The organism is Bifidobacterium colobi, from assembly GCF_018555455.1.
GTDB lineage: Bacteria > Actinomycetota > Actinomycetes > Actinomycetales > Bifidobacteriaceae > Bifidobacterium > Bifidobacterium colobi.
The window spans coordinates 415,213-430,321 of the sequence record NZ_JAFEJU010000001.1; the positions used below are offsets into that span (position 1 = coordinate 415,213).

Here is a 15,109-nt window from a genome sequence, read left to right on the forward strand (position 1 = left end):
TTGCTACCGGCGTTCGCCGCGCATTACTGCGGCCAGTGACTGCACGCGCGGCAGGTCGAACACCTCGTTGGACAAGATCACATGGCCGTCTTCATCGGCCAGCGGCACACGCCAGTTCGAGTATTCGCTGGACGTACCCGGCTGGTTCTGCGAACGCGTCTCACCCACGCCGTCAACCAACGCGGCCTGCAGCAGCAACGACGGCGTATCAGTGAGCATGGCGTGCATCGCCTCAACAATTTCCTGAATGTGGGCAGGCACATCATCGGCAACCGATGGGCTGATGTAACCGTTCTCCACCAAGCGGTTCATCATGGCAGTACGTTCGGCCAACGCGGATGCTGCGAACTCCTCCACCGGTTCGCTGAGCAGATGCAGCTCCTCACGCAGCTTGACATGCTCGAACATCAGATAGCCGGCGGTCGGCGGCAGATCATGCGTGGTGACCGAAGCGAGCGCCTGCTTGCGGTACTCTTCCGGTCCCTTGTACGGGTCGCCCGCGTTCGGGGAATCATCTTCGCGGGAGAACCATTCCACGTCCGTGCCGAGCACACCGCGCTCGGCAAGAATCTGGCGCACGTAATCAGGCACGGTGCCCAAGTCCTCGCCCACAACCATGCCGCCGGCACGCGTGGCCTCAATGGCGAGCACGCCGAGCATCGCCTCGTGGTTGTACATCACGTATGCGCCGTTGCGCGCACCCAGCCCCTGTGGAATCCACCACAGGCGGAACAGACCAAGCATATGGTCAATGCGTACCGCACCCGCATGCTCGTACATGGAGTGCACCATCTCGCGGTACACCCGGTACCCGGTGGCTTCCAGATAGCGCGGATTGAATGGCGGCTGACCCCAATCCTGGCCCTGCTGGTTGTAGAAGTCCGGCGGGCATCCGACGGTCACACCGCCGGTTGCGAAACGCTCGGGGTTGGCCCAGGCATCCGCTCCAAGACCATGCACGCCGACCGCCATATCCTGCATGAGGCCAAGTGCCATGCCGCTTTCCGTGGCTGTTTGTTGGGCAGCAGTCACTTGTTCGGCAGCAATCCATTGCAGCCAGCGATTAAATTCGAACAGGTCATGATGGGCGGCAACCAGCTCCTGCACAGCCGGATCGTCAATGGTTTTCTCGAAGAACCAGCGGTTCTCGCCCCACGGCGCACCCCACACCTCGAAGCAGAGGCACCATGTGGCGAAAGAGTCGAGGTCTGGGCCTGCAGCGGCTTTGAAGGCCTCGAACTGCTGTTCGCGTTCGGCGCTGCGGCCGGCATCGAAGATCAGGCGTAGGGCCGGGCGCTTGGCATCCCATGCCGCATTGATGTCCATCGGCGTGGATTCCTCGTTACGGTACGCCACTGAATCGTGCAGGGCATCGACCTTCGCACGGGTTTCGGCGCTCAACGTGGCGTATTCGGGGATGTCTTGCGGACGGATGTAGGTCACGTTGAGGAATCGGCGGGATTCAGGCAGGTACGGTGAGGGTTCCAATGGCGGGATGGGAGCGCCGGCATGAATCGGGTTAATGAGCATAAAGTCCGCGCCGGTTTTGCGCGCCGCTGCGGCGAGCATGCGCTTCAAATCGCCGTAGTCGCCAATACCCCATGATTCATGCGAACGCACGGAATACATCTGTGTCATCCATCCCCAGCGGTGGCGTTCCTGCACCGCTTCGGGCACAGGGATGCGTTCGGGGGCATTGATGATGGTAGCCGTTCCAGTTCGGCTCCCCGCTTTTACTGTGAGCGTGTGGTAACCCATCGGCAGGTCTGCATCGAGCGCGATCACGGGATGCCCAGTATTGAGGTCCGGCAGCACAGCGCATTCGTCGACGGTCGAGCCGTCTTCGAGGGTGAGGCTCACGGTCACGTCTTCGTCGGCCGAGCAGTTCAGTTCCACTGTGGTTTTCTTGCCCACAGTGGCCACAACGGTCGGCGGCAGCAATTGCGCACGCCGCGCCGCCTCAAGGTCTGCGATGGATTGTTCCACGGCTTCAGGCGTGGAAGCGTCCACATCCAATGCCTTCAGTACGGCGACAAGCGCTTCATCGCTGATTTCGGTGTATGTGCCGAGCTGGTCGATAAAGGAGGTTGCGAGACCGGATGCCTTGGCGAGTCTGATCAGCGGGCGGGCAAGGCGGTCCTTACTTTCGCTGCGCTGTAAGGTTTGGGCGCCACCTCCCGCAGTAGTCGCCGTGCCATTGCTTTGCTGATCAGTCATCACAGACTCCTTACGCACTAATTGACTTACGTTTGCATTGCTACCAGGAAGCCGCTCTACGTTGAGTTTCCAGTAGTTTCTACAGCCATTACTTGAGCTCTCTACTACTTACAGTAGCCCATATTGACAACGATTGCAAAATTGCGGTGAGTTGGCTTGCATCTCCGAATTCTCGTCGTCGCACTTATGAACCGCGCATGATATCGTTGTCACAGCACATGACCATTATTCACAACGGCGACGGGGGTTCGGATGACCAAGGCAAGCATTCAAGCGGTGGCACGGGAGGCCGGCGTTTCCGTATCCACGGTGTCCCGCACTTTCGCCAAACCGGACCTGGTGCTCCCGGAAACCCGCGACAAAGTGATGGCCGCCGCCGAAAAGCTTGACTACTCCATCTCCCGCTCCGCCGCGGCACTCAAGTCCGGTCAATCATTCCGCATCGCCTTGCTGGCCAGCGAAACCATCACCACATGGTTTAATGCCAATATTTTCGCCGGTCTTGATTCCGTACTGCGCCCGGCCGGATACGACACCGTCCCCTATCCCATGCGCAACGCCGGCGAGCGTCAGGCGTTTTTCGCGGATCTGCCCGTACGCCGCAATGCCGATGCCGTGGTGGTCAGCTCCTTCAATATCGAAACCGCCGAAGTGGAGCGCCTGAAGCACATGCACGTGCCAATCATCGGCATCAACATCCCGTCCACCGAAGGCTTCGACGCTGGCGTGAGCATTGATGACCGCGCGGCCACGCGCTCCGCCATCGAGCACCTGATTGCGCTCGGGCACCGCCATATTGCTTTTGTGGGCGGCGAAACCATTGTGACCAGCATGAAGTTCAGCGCGGAAGCCCGTCTGCAAGGCTTGCTTGATGCCGCTTCGGCCCATCCGGACGTGACTGTGACGCATCTTCAGGTGCCACGCAATGAGGCGGAGGCCAGCGCGGCATTGAATGCAGTGCTCACAGCGCCGCCTGAGGTAACCGCCTTCTGCTTTGAAGATGATCAGATGGCGCTGCCTGTGCTGTTCCGCCTGCGCCAGTACGGGCGCAAGGTGCCACAGGATGTGTCCATCGTGGGATTTGATGATCTGGATATGGCGCAGGCCGTGGGATTGACCACGTTGCATCAAGATCCGTTCGCGATGGGTGCCACCGCGGCGCAAATGGCACTGGATGCCATTGCCGGCAATACCATCGAACCGGCGTTCCATCAGCCGGACGCAACGCTGATGCTGCGCGAGACTACAGCTCCACCGCGCGCGTAATCAAGCATTGCTCTGACTACGTTGCCATACATTGCACAACACCGATTGATTTCTCTATTGCACATATTCATGATATCGTTGTCATGACTTAGCAATGATGCGCAGACGCACTCATCCATCACCCGCAACCATACGTAGCAAAGGAGTTCACATGACCGCCAACAATCTCAATGACGACTGGTGGAAGCAGGCAGTCGTCTATCAGATCTACCCGCGCAGTTTCAAGGACGTCAATGGAGACGGCCTCGGCGATATCGCCGGCGTTACCGAGAAAATGGATTACCTTCAGCACCTCGGCGTGGATGCCATCTGGCTCTCCCCGTTCTATCCCTCCGACCTTGCCGACGGCGGCTACGATGTGATCGACTACCGCAACGTTGACCCCCGCCTCGGCACCATGGCCGACTTCGATGCGATGGTCAAAGCCGCCCACACAGCCGGCATTAAGGTCATCGTCGATATCGTGCCGAACCATACCTCAAACAAGCACGTTTTCTTCCAGGAGGCTCTGGCCAGCAAGCCCGGCTCCCCGGCGCGCGACCGCTACATCTTCCGCGAGGGTCGCGGCAAGAACGGCGAGCTGCCGCCGAACGATTGGCAGTCCTTCTTCGGCGGTCCGGCATGGGCCCGCGTGGACGACGGCCAGTGGTACCTGCACTTGTTCGACAAAGCCCAGCCGGATGTGAACTGGAACAATCCGGACATCCATGAGGAATTCAAGAAGACGCTGCGATTCTGGTCCGATCATGGCACCGACGGCTTCCGCATCGACGTGGCCCACGGCCTGGCCAAGGACCTTGAATCCAAGCCACTTGAGGAGCTTGGCCGCGAGTACAGCGTGGTCGGCGTGCTGTGCCACGACTTCTCGCACCCACTGTTCGACCGCCGCGAAGTGCACGACATCTACCGCGAGTGGCGCGAAGTGTTCAACGAATACAATCCGCCGCGTTTCGCCGTGGCCGAGGCTTGGGTGGTGCCCGAGCACCAGCATCTGTACGCGTCGATGGATGAACTGGGCCAGTCCTTCAACTTCGACTTCGCCGAAGCCAACTGGTTCGCCGACGAGTTCCGTACGGCCATCGACTCTGGCCTTCAGGCCGCCGCAGAAACCAATGGCTCCACCACCACATGGGTGATGAACAACCATGATGTGCCGCGCAGCCCCTCCCGTTACGGTCTACCGCAGGTCAAGGGCGCGCCATACCACCAGCTGCCGCACGATTGGCTGCTGCGCAACGGCACCACCTACCCGGAAGACCGTGAGCTCGGCACCCGCCGTGCCCGTGCCGCCGCACTGATGGAACTTGGTCTGCCCGGTGCCGCCTACGTGTACCAAGGCGAGGAACTTGGCTTGTTCGAAGTGGCGGACATTCCGTGGGATCACTTGGAAGATCCGACCGCGTTCCACACGAATCAGGCCACAATGGACAAGGGGCGCGACGGCTGCCGCGTACCGCTGCCATGGACCGCGTCCGATGAGCCGTCTTTGGCCGATTTCAGCCTGCCGATTCCTGCCGATGATGGCACTGGCGAGAATCATGTGCCGTTATGTGCAGCCGGCCAGTTTGGCACCGGCGCATCGTTCGGCTTCTCCCCTGCCGTCTGCGCCGATGGCAGGACCCCGGCTGCCGATCCGCATCTGCCGCAGCCGCTGTGGTTCAAGGACTTCTGCGCCGACGTTGAGCAGGCTGATCCTGATTCGATGTACACGCTGTACCGCACGGCTCTGGCGATTCGCCAGCAGCAGCTGACCGCTACGCGCGATACGACTGCGGCTCAGATTGATATGGGTGATGATGCCGTGGCGTACACGCGTCCGGCAACCGAGGGTCGCACGTTCACGTCGGTAACGAACTTCGGCGCTGCTCCGCTGGCCCTGCCTGAGGGTGATGTGGTGCTCGCTTCCGGTCCGCTCACCGCGGACGGCAAGCTTCCGACCGACACCTCCGCCTGGATTATTCAGTAATCCAAGTGCGCTTCCATTAAGCCAGCGCACTCAGCGTTACGGCAAAGGCCGCCGACCCGAATCATCGGGCGGCGGCCTTTATACATATATACCTTGCGCAGGCTCTATCCAGCGCCTATGGCGACCGACTCACTTCAGCGAGGGGAGCCCCGGAGTAGAGTCTGGCCAGTGAAGCTCACTGAACCTGGGCACGAGCGATCTTGCCGGTGAAGGAGTTGGCTTCGTCGGCATCCTTGACGCCATCCTTGTTCCAAGAGAACATGGCGCGCAGCTTCGGGCCAACGGTCTCGATGCGCTCGTTGGAGTACTTCTCCTGCAGCTCCTTGAAGTGCGGAGCGCCGGCATCCTGATCGTCGATGAACTCCTTGGCGAAGGAGCCGTCCTGGATGCGCTGCAGGTGGTATTCCATGCGCTTGCGGCAGTCCTCGTTGATCACGGTGTTGGTGTAGTCGCCGTACTGAGCGGTATCGGAGCAGGACCAACGAGCCTTGTTCAGACCACCCTCGTTCATCAGGTCGACCAGCATCTTCAGCTCGTGGCAGACCTCGAAGTAGGCGATCTCCGGCTGGTAGCCGGCGTCGGTCAGAACCTCAAAGCCCATCTCGACAAGCTTGTTCACGCCACCCATGAGCACGTTCTGCTCGCCGAAGAGATCGGTTTCGGTCTCTTCCTTGAAGGTGGTCTTGATGGCGCCTGCACGCAGAGCACCCAGAGCCTTGGCGTAAGCCAGGGTGATGTCCCAACCGTCACCGCGCGGATCCTGCTCGACGGCCACCACGACCGGCACGCCACGGCCAGCAGCGTACTCACGACGAACAATGTGACCCGGGCCCTTCGGAGCAACCATGAACACCGGATGGTCCTCGGACGGCTTGATGTAGCCGTAGTGGATGTTGAAGCCGTGAGCGAAGGCGACGGCAGCGCCCGGCTTGATGTTGGGCTCGATGTCATCCTTCCAGATGTTGCGCTGGTACTGATCCGGGGCCAGGATCATGATGACGTCGGCCTCGGCAGCGGCCTCCGGCACAGACTTGACCTCGAGACCCTGCTCCTTGGCGAACTCAACGGACTTGGAAGTCGGGCGCAGGCCGACGACCACGTCAACGCCGGAGTCACGCAGGTTCAGCGCGTGAGCGTGACCCTGAGAGCCGTAGCCGATAATGGCAACCTTCTTGCCTTCGAGCACGGAGAGATCACCGTCGTTTTCATACCAGATTTGTGCAGCCATTAAGCACTCCTTAAAAAGCTTGCGTACCGTCATTCTTGCCGGCACACGGTGTTGTGTGGTTGCGCATTATGCAATGGTTAGCGATGCGCGTTTGGGCGTCCGGGCATCCGGACTATCTCAAGCGTGGCGGGTGTCGCCTTGTGGGCGCGACCCGGAAACTGAGGTCTATCCTATCGAGAACGCCGTCTCCTCCGGCGCCTGTCCCACAACGTGGGCGGTCTTCCATGCACATTTGGACATTTGCTCAGTATTTGGCGAGGCATACACCGCGGCGAATCGTTCTCAATAACAACTGTGCGCGGAAAATGCATAAAAAATCCCCGCACACTTGAGCAGATAAGCACAAGCGTGCGGGGATATTAATCAGCTAATCTCACTGAACCTGGGTACGAGCGATCTTGCCGTTGAAGGACTCGGTCTCGTCCTTGTCCTTGGCAGCGTCGTTGTTCCAGGAGAACATAGCGCGCAGCTTCGGGCCAACGGTCTCGAGGTGCGGGTGAGAGTACTCTTCCTGCAGCTTCTTGAACTTCGGAGCGCCGGCAGCCTGGTCATCCATGAACTCCTTGGCGAAGGAGCCGTCCTGAATGCGCTTGAGCTGGTACTCCATGCGCTTCTTGGTCTCCTCGGTGATCACGGTGGAGGTGTAGTCGCCGTACTGAGCGGTGTCGGAGCAGGACCAACGAGCCTTGTTCAGACCACCCTCGTTAGCGAGGTCGACCAGCATCTTCAGCTCGTGGAACACCTCGAAGTAGGCGATCTCCGGCTGGTAGCCAGCCTCGGTCAGCACGTCGAAGCCCATGTCGCACAGGTGGTTGATGCCGCCCATGAGAACGTCCTGCTCGCCGAACAGATCGGTCTCGGTCTCCTCGGTGAAGGTGGTCTTGATGGCGCCTGCACGCAGAGCACCCAGAGCCTTGGCGTAAGCCAGGCACAGCGGCCAGGTCTTGCCGTCCGGATCCTGCTCAACGGCGACGACCACCGGCACGCCACGGCCAGCAGCGTACTCACGACGAACGATGTGGCCCGGGCCCTTCGGGGCGACCATGAAGACCGGGTGATCGGCGGACGGCTTGATGTAGCCGTAGTGGATGTTGAAGCCGTGAGCGAAGGCCAGAGCGGCGCCCGGCTTCAGGTTCGGCTCAACGTCTTCCTTGTAGACCTTGGCCTGGTACTGGTCAGGCAGAAGGATCATGACGACGTCAGCTTCAGCGACGGCTTCCGGGACGGACTTGACTTCCAGGCCCTGCTCCTTGGCGAACTCAACGGACTTGGAGGTAGGACGCAGGCCGACGACCACGTCGACACCGGAGTCACGCAGGTTCAGCGCGTGAGCGTGGCCCTGAGAGCCGTAGCCCAGGATGGCGACCTTCTTGCCATCGAACACGGACAGATCGGCGTCCTTCTCGTACCAGATAGTTGCTGCCATTTTGGCGCTCCTTTATATCTATTGTTTATTTATGGGGTGAGTATTAATGAATTACTGCATTGCGCTCGTGCGCTGCAGAAATCTTCTTTGGTTTTCCTTGTGGGCTTTTCCGATATGCAGGTTTAGTCCTGTTGATTTGGAAAAGCCCTCAAGGGGTTCACGTTGTGGAATCGAAAAATTTCACGTTATGAACCAGGTTTTTTAGTTATAAATCTGAGTGGATTGACCGTTGATTTCACTTGGTGAAATCAACGTCCGTGCTGAGCCGTTAAGCGAAAGTCCGGTGGACTTTCGTAGGCTCAGTGAGCGATTGCAACTTACAGGCAATCGCGAAGCTGAAAACCAGTCGTTGATTTCACTTGGTGAAATCAACGTCCTTGGTCTCTTTGCATGTCAGCACGGAAACCAGGCAGCACACGGCCATCACGCCGAGGTACAGGCCCACGGAGTGCACGCCCCAGTTGTGGGACAGCCAGGTGGCGATGGTCGGCACGAATGCGGCGCCGACGATGGCGGCCAGGTTGTAGCCGATGCCAGAACCGGAGTAGCGCACGTTAGCGTCGAACAGCTCGGGCAGGAAGGCGCCGATCGGACCGAAGGCGATGCCCATCAGCGCGAAGCCGATGCACAGGAATGCCATGTTGGCGGCGAAGTTCTTCTGGCCCACGAGCTGACCGTCCAGCAGGAACGGGAAGAGCAGAGCGAAGACCACGAGTGCGCACGAGGAGAAGGTGAGCACGCGACGGCGGCCAAGCTTATCCGCGTAGAGGCAGGAGAGCACGATGAACAGGGCGAACACGCAGATGGAGATCATCAGCATGAGCAGGTATTCCTGATTGGTGAAGCCCAGGTTGCCGCCGCCGTTCGCGGTGTCCTTGGTACCCCATGCGAGGGACCAGGTGGCGAGCGTGTAGAACAGCGTGTAGGTCACGGCCACGAGGAAGGTGGCCTGCAGCACCTGACGCCAAGACTTGCGGAAGACCTCGGTGAGCGGGGACTTCACGACCTTCTTCTGCGCCTGAGCCATACGGAAGACCGGGGTTTCCTCCATGTGCACGCGGACCACCAGGCCAACGATCACGAGCACTGCGGAAAGCAGGAACGGCACACGCCAACCCCACGAGAGCATCGCATCCTGATCGTTGAAGGATTCAAGCACGAAGTAGGTGCCGTTGGACAGGAAGAAGCCGATCGGTGCACCAAGCTCAGGGAAGGAGCCGTAGAGTGCGCGCTTGTCTTCCGGCGCGTTCTCGGTGGCCACCAGAGCGGCACCGGACCATTCGCCGCCCAAGCCGATGCCCTGCACGAAGCGCAGCAGGCACAGGATGGCGACTGCGAAGACGCCGGCCTGCTCGTAGGTGGGCAGACAGCCGATCAGGAAGGTGCCCACGCCCATGGTCATCAAGGAAACCACCAGCGTGGTCTTGCGGCCCATGCGGTCACCGAAGTGGCCGAAGACCAGGGAGCCGAGCGGGCGGGCGATGAATGCGATGGCGAACGTCAGCAAACTCATCAGCAGGGCCACGGTCGGGTTGGCCTTGTCGGAGAAGAAGATGTGCGGGAAGTAGTTTGCCGCCGCGGTACCGTAAGCGTAGAAATCATAGAATTCGATGGCGGTGCCGACCATGGATGCCGCGATCACGGTTTTGACCGAATCGCGAACCAGTGCGGCGGCCTTGCCGGCTGCCGCGCTTGCCACGCCGGCGGCCTGTTCCAGACCAGTCTCTTCGAGAGCTGCAGTCATTATTGCTCCTGTTGTTTCCTGCCCTGCGCTAACCCAACTTGCGAGGGCGATGGTGCAGCAGTGTTTCACAGTTTGTTTCACACTGCATTGCTGTTGTTGTTTTGCTTGTTACTGCTTTGCTATCTGTCCGCTGTTTCTTTTCGCGGGGTTTGCCGTAAGCCTTGTGAGCGCAACAAAAAAGCCCCGCAACTTGCAGGGCCTTACCGATTGTGTCAGCTTGATTGGCCCTGCCTTCGTTGACGGGGCTTCTAGCATCATGCCGAATTAGTCCGCCAGCGAAGACGGGCTAATAATTCGTGCGGATACAAACGCAGAAGCATTGAATCCAGTCATCGCGTGGCCTCCTTTCGGTATTGAGCGGGTCCGTTTGACCCGAACTGGAAAGTCAAGATAGGTTCGCATTACCCGACAATCTAGCAAAGGTTCACATTGTGGACATGGCGAAAAGGGCGCGAGGTGCAGTTACCTCGTAGTTTCACCAGCCACGAAAGCCACTGGAATGACTGCTTCCGCTTCGTTGGCATCAGCAGTGTCAGCGCTGCCAGCGGCATCGGCTGACTGCGCGGTTTTACCGTCGGCTGCTTCATCGCTTGCGGCAATCTGCCGATCCATCTGTTCGGCGAGCGCGGCGGCGATAGCGGAGAAATCCTGACGAACGACAGTGAGCCGCTTGCCAGCCAGCTCGGCGGCCAATGTACCGTCGTAGGCGATGATCTGCAGCTCATTCGGCACTGCGATGCCTCGGCGTTCGGCTTCCTGCAATGCCACGGCAGCTACCACATCGGAGCCAACGATGGCATCAACATCAGGATATCGTTCAAAAATCGCGGCTGCAGTGGCTTCATGTGCCACCACATCGGTAACGGAACCGGCTTCCACATAATCGCAAGCGATGCCGGCATCGGCCAGCATCTGCTCAACGGTCAGGTGATAGCGCACAGTGGGGAAGGTAGTGCCTTGCTTGAACTGCGAGCGCGGACCGCCGACGAGTACCACATGCTTGGCGCCGGAGTCGATCAGCTGACGTGCGATCATACGGCCGCCGGCTTCATGATCGGATCGCACTGCGGGCACACCGTGGCCAAGGTTGCGGTCAAAAGCCACGATGGGTCGGTGGATGGAGGACCAGTAGTCGGGCTGATGCTCGGTATGCGCGGCCATGATGATGCCGTCCATCATGTGCCGCTGCAGCATGTTCACGTATTCGCTCTCCCCGGTGGCGGCATCGGCGGTGGAGCACAGCAGTGTTTTGAGCCCGCGCCCAGCGAATTCGCGCTGCAGATGGGCGGTGAAGGCAGCAAAGAACGGGTGGATGATGGTGGGCACGATGACGCCGATGGTATTGGTGCGATTGCGGTACAGGTTACGTGCCAGTTCGTTGGGAATGTAGTGGAGCTCGCGCATGGCCGCTTCGACTTTGGAGCGCATGTCGTCCGAGACATAGCCGGTGTTGTTGACTACCAAAGACACCGTGCTGACGGATACTCCTGCTTCCTTGGCCACATCGCGCATGCCGACCATTGTGTTTCGCCTCCATCGGTTTGTTCGCTACCCTGTTCGCGCGTTGCCGCGACTGCTTTGCGGCATTACGCGAACGGGGGCGTGCAACTGCTGCACACCCCCGCATTATTCGCACTGGTGACCAGTGTACTCGAACCGGTTTTATGTTCTGGACTTATTCCTTGATTTCTTCAATTTTTTCGGCGCCGATCAGCGTCACGATGCCGGCGAGCAGCACCATAACGATGCCGGCCGGGAACAGCAGGTAATAGCCGAACGAGTGCGCGAACGCGTTGACCAGAATGGCGCCAATGATTGCTGCGAGCGCAAGGCCGGCGGAGTTGGCGAGCGCGTACACGCCAAGATCATGGCCGGCGTTGCGCGGATCAGGCAGCGCATCCATCACCAGTTCCAAGCCAAGCGCATCGTAGATGCCGAACGCGAAGCCGGAGATCAACGCGAATAGGATCATGCCGTTTTCGCGCGCGGTACCAGTCGACCAGACGCCCAAGCCCCACGCCAATGCAAGACCGACCGCATACGTCAGGCAAGCGGCGGCCACGATGGTGGCGGTTCGAATGCCGCGCGCCTCAATCGCCTCTGAGATGGGCGCTGCCGACCAAGAAGCAAGCGCGGCGCCGATCAGAGTGGCTGCCGCCATCGCGCAGATGAGGAAGCCTGCGGGAATGGTCAGCGGCGCGGACGTGAACTGCACGGCTTTGCCGTATACCCAGAAGCGCACAAGGTACCAGAGGAAAACGCTGGTCATGCCAACGCCGGTCATCATGCAAGCACGGGCGGCGAATACGCGAGCGAACGCCGGTGCCGACTTCGGCGGACGCAGCTGGTCGAGCACCTGACTGCTATCGAAGCGCTGACGCGGCAGCTCGGTGCTGGAAGGCTCGCGCGGCAGAACCAGTACCGATGCGATGCCGGAGACGGCAAACAGGATGGCTGTGTAGATGAACGGCGAGTACGAGGTGAACATCACGCCGAACGCACCAACGAAAACACCGAGCGCTTGGGCGAGCATCACACCAATGCCATGCCAGCGTTCGATGCGCGGACGGAACTTATCCGGCACACGCTCGCTGATGGCGCTGGCGAGCGGCGCGGAGAGCATCGCATAGGCGAACTGCATCAGCGCCCAGAAGAAGCACATGACCACAAGGCTGGTGTCTTGCCCCAGAATCAGCGTGATCAGTGCGCACAGCAGACCGCCGGCCACCATCCACGGAGTGCGGCGGCCGAACGGGGTGCGTGTGCGATCGGAGAGGGCCGAGACCAGTGGGGTCAGCAGCGCCGCAGCCACCACGCCGACAATGACCAGCACTGCCAGCGGCATGGCCAGCTCGGTGGCCACGGGGAATGGGCGACCGGTTACCGGGTTGATGGTGACTTGCAGTTCAGTGGTGTCGTAATGGAAGAGCCGCGCCACCGCATTGGGCAGGGCCACGGCGTTCAAGGCCACCCAGGGCGCGCCTACCAGAATGGAGGCGGCGAAGAAGCCCCAGTTGAGGCGACTGACCTTGGCCGCGCTTGGCTTCTCGCCGTTGGCAGCCACCATCGGGTCGCGCATGTCGAGGTATGCGGAAGACAGATCCGGCGCGGGGGCGTCCACGCTGGCGGCTGCGGCCACTGCGGTGGCGGTGCTGGAGGCGGCGAGACGCACGGCTTGCGCTTCCGGTTGGTCGGCGGAGGCTTCTGGTGGGCGACGACGGTTTTTGATGGCCAATCGGGCTACCGCCGCTTTATCTTCGGGGCTCAACGCCTTGTCTAGGTCGGGGCGGTCATCGATGCCCGGGCGCACATATGGTTCCAGCATGGTTCGCTCTTTCTCTCATTCCCTCGTGCGATCCGCGGGTTGTGTATGTTGCTGCACAATCACACGCAGCCCGCGCACAACGCAAAACCGCCCGGGCGCACTGACTTCAGTACACTGCGGACGGTTCGCTTTCCATGTGTTTAGTGTACGCCGGACCTACCCCGGTGGGCAGTGCCCGGCTGGGCGCAAGCGGTAAGGCTCGACTGCGGCAGCGCGAGTCTCGCGGCTATCGCGACTTCGACTGCAGCGGCGCGAGTCTCTGGCGAACAATAACAATCGGCCCGCTTCTGATCCTTGTGGGATGAAGCGGGCCGATTTTACTCAGGGAATTCTTCGAAAGAAGCGTTGTGCGCTAGCGGTTAGCCGATCACTTGACGCCCTTGATGCGCATGATCAGGAAGGCTGCGATGAGCACCACCACGATGCAGACCGGGAACACCAGGCCGTAGTTGCCGCCAGTGGCCATAACCACACCGGAGGTGAGCAGGGAGCCGAGCACGGTGGACAGGGTGTTGGCCATGTTGAGCACGCCCAGATCCTTGCCGGCTTCCTTCGGGTTCGGCAGGATGGAGACGTTCAGGGCCTGATCGATGGCGTTGTAGACGCCGTAGCCGAAGCCGGCGATGGCGGCGAACAGGTACATGCCCCATGCGTTGTGGAAGATCCACGGCATTGCGGCGCCGATGGCGAACAGCACGCTTGCGGCGGCGACCGGGACCTTACGCATGCCGAGCTTGTCGGAGATCGGGCCAGAGACGAGGGCTGCAATCAGGGAGACGATCATGGTGATCACGGACATGGTGGCAATCACACCGGCAGCTGCGGTCTTGAGCTGTTCAGCGTTGTAGCCGGAGTCGGAGAAGGTGTAGTACTTGACCACGTATAGCAGGTAGCCGTTGATCATCTGGTAGCCGGCGACCATCATCATACGACCGAACAGTGCGTAGTAAAAGTTGCGGGCACCCTTGCCGTACGGCGGGATGAAGGCCATGAGCACCATCTTGAGGCTGATCGGCTCGCGCTCTTCGTCCAGGTTGGAGGGTTCGCGAGGCCAAATGCCAACCACAATGATGCCGACGAGGGCGAAGCCCAAAGCACCGATGGCGAAGCCGAGGTCAATGTTGCTGATGAGCAGGGAGCCGACCAGGGAGCCAGCGGTCTGGCCGAGCACGCCGCCAGCGCCCATGAAGGAGGAGACGGAACCACGGAACTTGTCCGGCACGCGGTCGGACAGGGTGGCGACGAACGGAGCGTTCATCCAGTTGTAGAACAGCTGCATGCCGCACCACAGCAGCAGGATGAGCGGCAGGGACTTGGTAACAAGCAGGCCGGCCACGCAGGCGCCGCACAGGATGCCGCCGCTGATGATCCACAGCGTGCGCTTGCCCCACTTGGAGCGGGTGAGGTCGGAGAAGGTGCCGAAGATGATGTTGGCGAACAGCGCCACCACGGAGCCCACGGAGTTGATGGTACCGATGAAGGCTTCACGCTGGCCGGGGGCGATCTGATCCACGAGCTGCGGCACGAGGATGGAGGAGAGCGACACCCAGACGATGCCGGTGATGATAAGGCTGATGGTGAAGCCGGCACCCAGACGGAATACGTCTAGGACGGACGGACGACGGCCATAGCTGTCAAGCTCGTTGCTGTTGACTGCGGGGGCGGCTTCCGCTGCTGCGTTTGGCGCCGCTGCCGTTTCGATGGTGTTTTCCATGGTTCTCTTCCCTGGCTTGGTGTTTGGGCTGGACTCTTCGATGACGTCTGTGGTTATGCGGATCGCGGAAGGCGGCAACCGGGATGCGGACTGCAGTGTTCTCGACTTCGGAAACCATCGATGTTCCCTAGGGGCAACTTCTGCGTTGACGCTTGTGTCGTCTGCTTCGAACCGGTTCGATAATATCAAAAAGTCAATCGTTTGACCTAATTGATTCGGCGTG

The 15,109-nt window shown here is 60.3% G+C and carries 9 protein-coding genes; 2 read left to right on the forward strand and 7 right to left on the reverse strand.

The genetic code is table 11. From position 1 onward, the window contains the following. Positions 1–3: 3 nt before the first annotated feature. Entirely contained in the window at positions 4–2,217 is a 2,214-nt protein-coding gene (gene malQ, locus JS530_RS01755) for a 4-alpha-glucanotransferase (protein WP_214375492.1), read from the reverse strand. Between the two features lie 252 nt (positions 2,218–2,469). Here malQ and JS530_RS01760 point away from each other — a divergent pair, with 252 nt between their 5' ends. Both JS530_RS01760 and JS530_RS01765 read left to right on the forward strand, forming a co-directional pair. Further along, a complete protein-coding gene (locus JS530_RS01760; protein ID WP_214375493.1) occupies positions 2,470–3,483 on the forward strand; it encodes a LacI family DNA-binding transcriptional regulator in 1,014 nt (337 codons plus the stop codon). A gap of 151 nt (positions 3,484–3,634) precedes the next feature. Further along, positions 3,635–5,449, forward strand: coding sequence for a glycoside hydrolase family 13 protein (locus JS530_RS01765; protein WP_214375494.1), 1,815 nt, complete (start codon positions 3,635–3,637; stop codon positions 5,447–5,449). A 175-nt stretch (positions 5,450–5,624) separates the two neighbouring features. Here the strand turns inward: JS530_RS01765 and ilvC (JS530_RS01770) are convergent, their stop codons facing one another. From ilvC (JS530_RS01770) to JS530_RS01795, 6 genes are all read right to left on the reverse strand, one after another. Continuing rightward, positions 5,625–6,677: a ketol-acid reductoisomerase gene (gene ilvC / locus JS530_RS01770; protein ID WP_033891404.1), complete on the reverse strand. Its 1,053-nt coding sequence runs from the start codon at positions 6,675–6,677 to the stop codon at positions 5,625–5,627. Between the two features lie 373 nt (positions 6,678–7,050). Next, entirely contained in the window at positions 7,051–8,103 is a 1,053-nt protein-coding gene (gene ilvC / locus JS530_RS01775) for a ketol-acid reductoisomerase (RefSeq protein ID WP_214375495.1), read from the reverse strand. 355 nt (positions 8,104–8,458) lie between these two features. Continuing rightward, positions 8,459–9,847 carry an MFS transporter gene (locus tag JS530_RS01780; protein WP_214375496.1) on the reverse strand — a complete coding sequence of 463 codons (1,389 nt, stop codon included), beginning with the start codon at positions 9,845–9,847 and terminating at the stop codon, positions 8,459–8,461. A 462-nt stretch (positions 9,848–10,309) separates the two neighbouring features. Next, entirely contained in the window at positions 10,310–11,368 is a 1,059-nt protein-coding gene (locus tag JS530_RS01785) for a LacI family DNA-binding transcriptional regulator (protein ID WP_214375497.1), read from the reverse strand. 154 nt (positions 11,369–11,522) lie between these two features. Next, positions 11,523–13,172 carry an MFS transporter gene (locus JS530_RS01790; protein WP_214375498.1) on the reverse strand — a complete coding sequence of 550 codons (1,650 nt, stop codon included), beginning with the start codon at positions 13,170–13,172 and terminating at the stop codon, positions 11,523–11,525. 367 nt (positions 13,173–13,539) lie between these two features. Next, positions 13,540–14,886: an MFS transporter gene (locus JS530_RS01795; RefSeq protein ID WP_214375499.1), complete on the reverse strand. Its 1,347-nt coding sequence runs from the start codon at positions 14,884–14,886 to the stop codon at positions 13,540–13,542. Positions 14,887–15,109 lie beyond the last annotated feature (223 nt).

Coding starts and splice junctions, on each gene's coding strand:
- malQ (WP_214375492.1), bottom strand. CDS start 2,217: ATGACTGATCAGCAAAGCAATGGCACGGCGACTACTGCGGGAGGTGGC.
- JS530_RS01760 (WP_214375493.1), top strand. CDS start 2,470: ATGACCAAGGCAAGCATTCAAGCGGTGGCACGGGAGGCCGGCGTTTCC.
- JS530_RS01765 (WP_214375494.1), top strand. CDS start 3,635: ATGACCGCCAACAATCTCAATGACGACTGGTGGAAGCAGGCAGTCGTC.
- ilvC (WP_033891404.1), bottom strand. CDS start 6,677: ATGGCTGCACAAATCTGGTATGAAAACGACGGTGATCTCTCCGTGCTC.
- ilvC (WP_214375495.1), bottom strand. CDS start 8,103: ATGGCAGCAACTATCTGGTACGAGAAGGACGCCGATCTGTCCGTGTTC.
- JS530_RS01780 (WP_214375496.1), bottom strand. CDS start 9,847: ATGACTGCAGCTCTCGAAGAGACTGGTCTGGAACAGGCCGCCGGCGTG.
- JS530_RS01785 (WP_214375497.1), bottom strand. CDS start 11,368: ATGGTCGGCATGCGCGATGTGGCCAAGGAAGCAGGAGTATCCGTCAGC.
- JS530_RS01790 (WP_214375498.1), bottom strand. CDS start 13,172: ATGCTGGAACCATATGTGCGCCCGGGCATCGATGACCGCCCCGACCTA.
- JS530_RS01795 (WP_214375499.1), bottom strand. CDS start 14,886: ATGGAAAACACCATCGAAACGGCAGCGGCGCCAAACGCAGCAGCGGAA.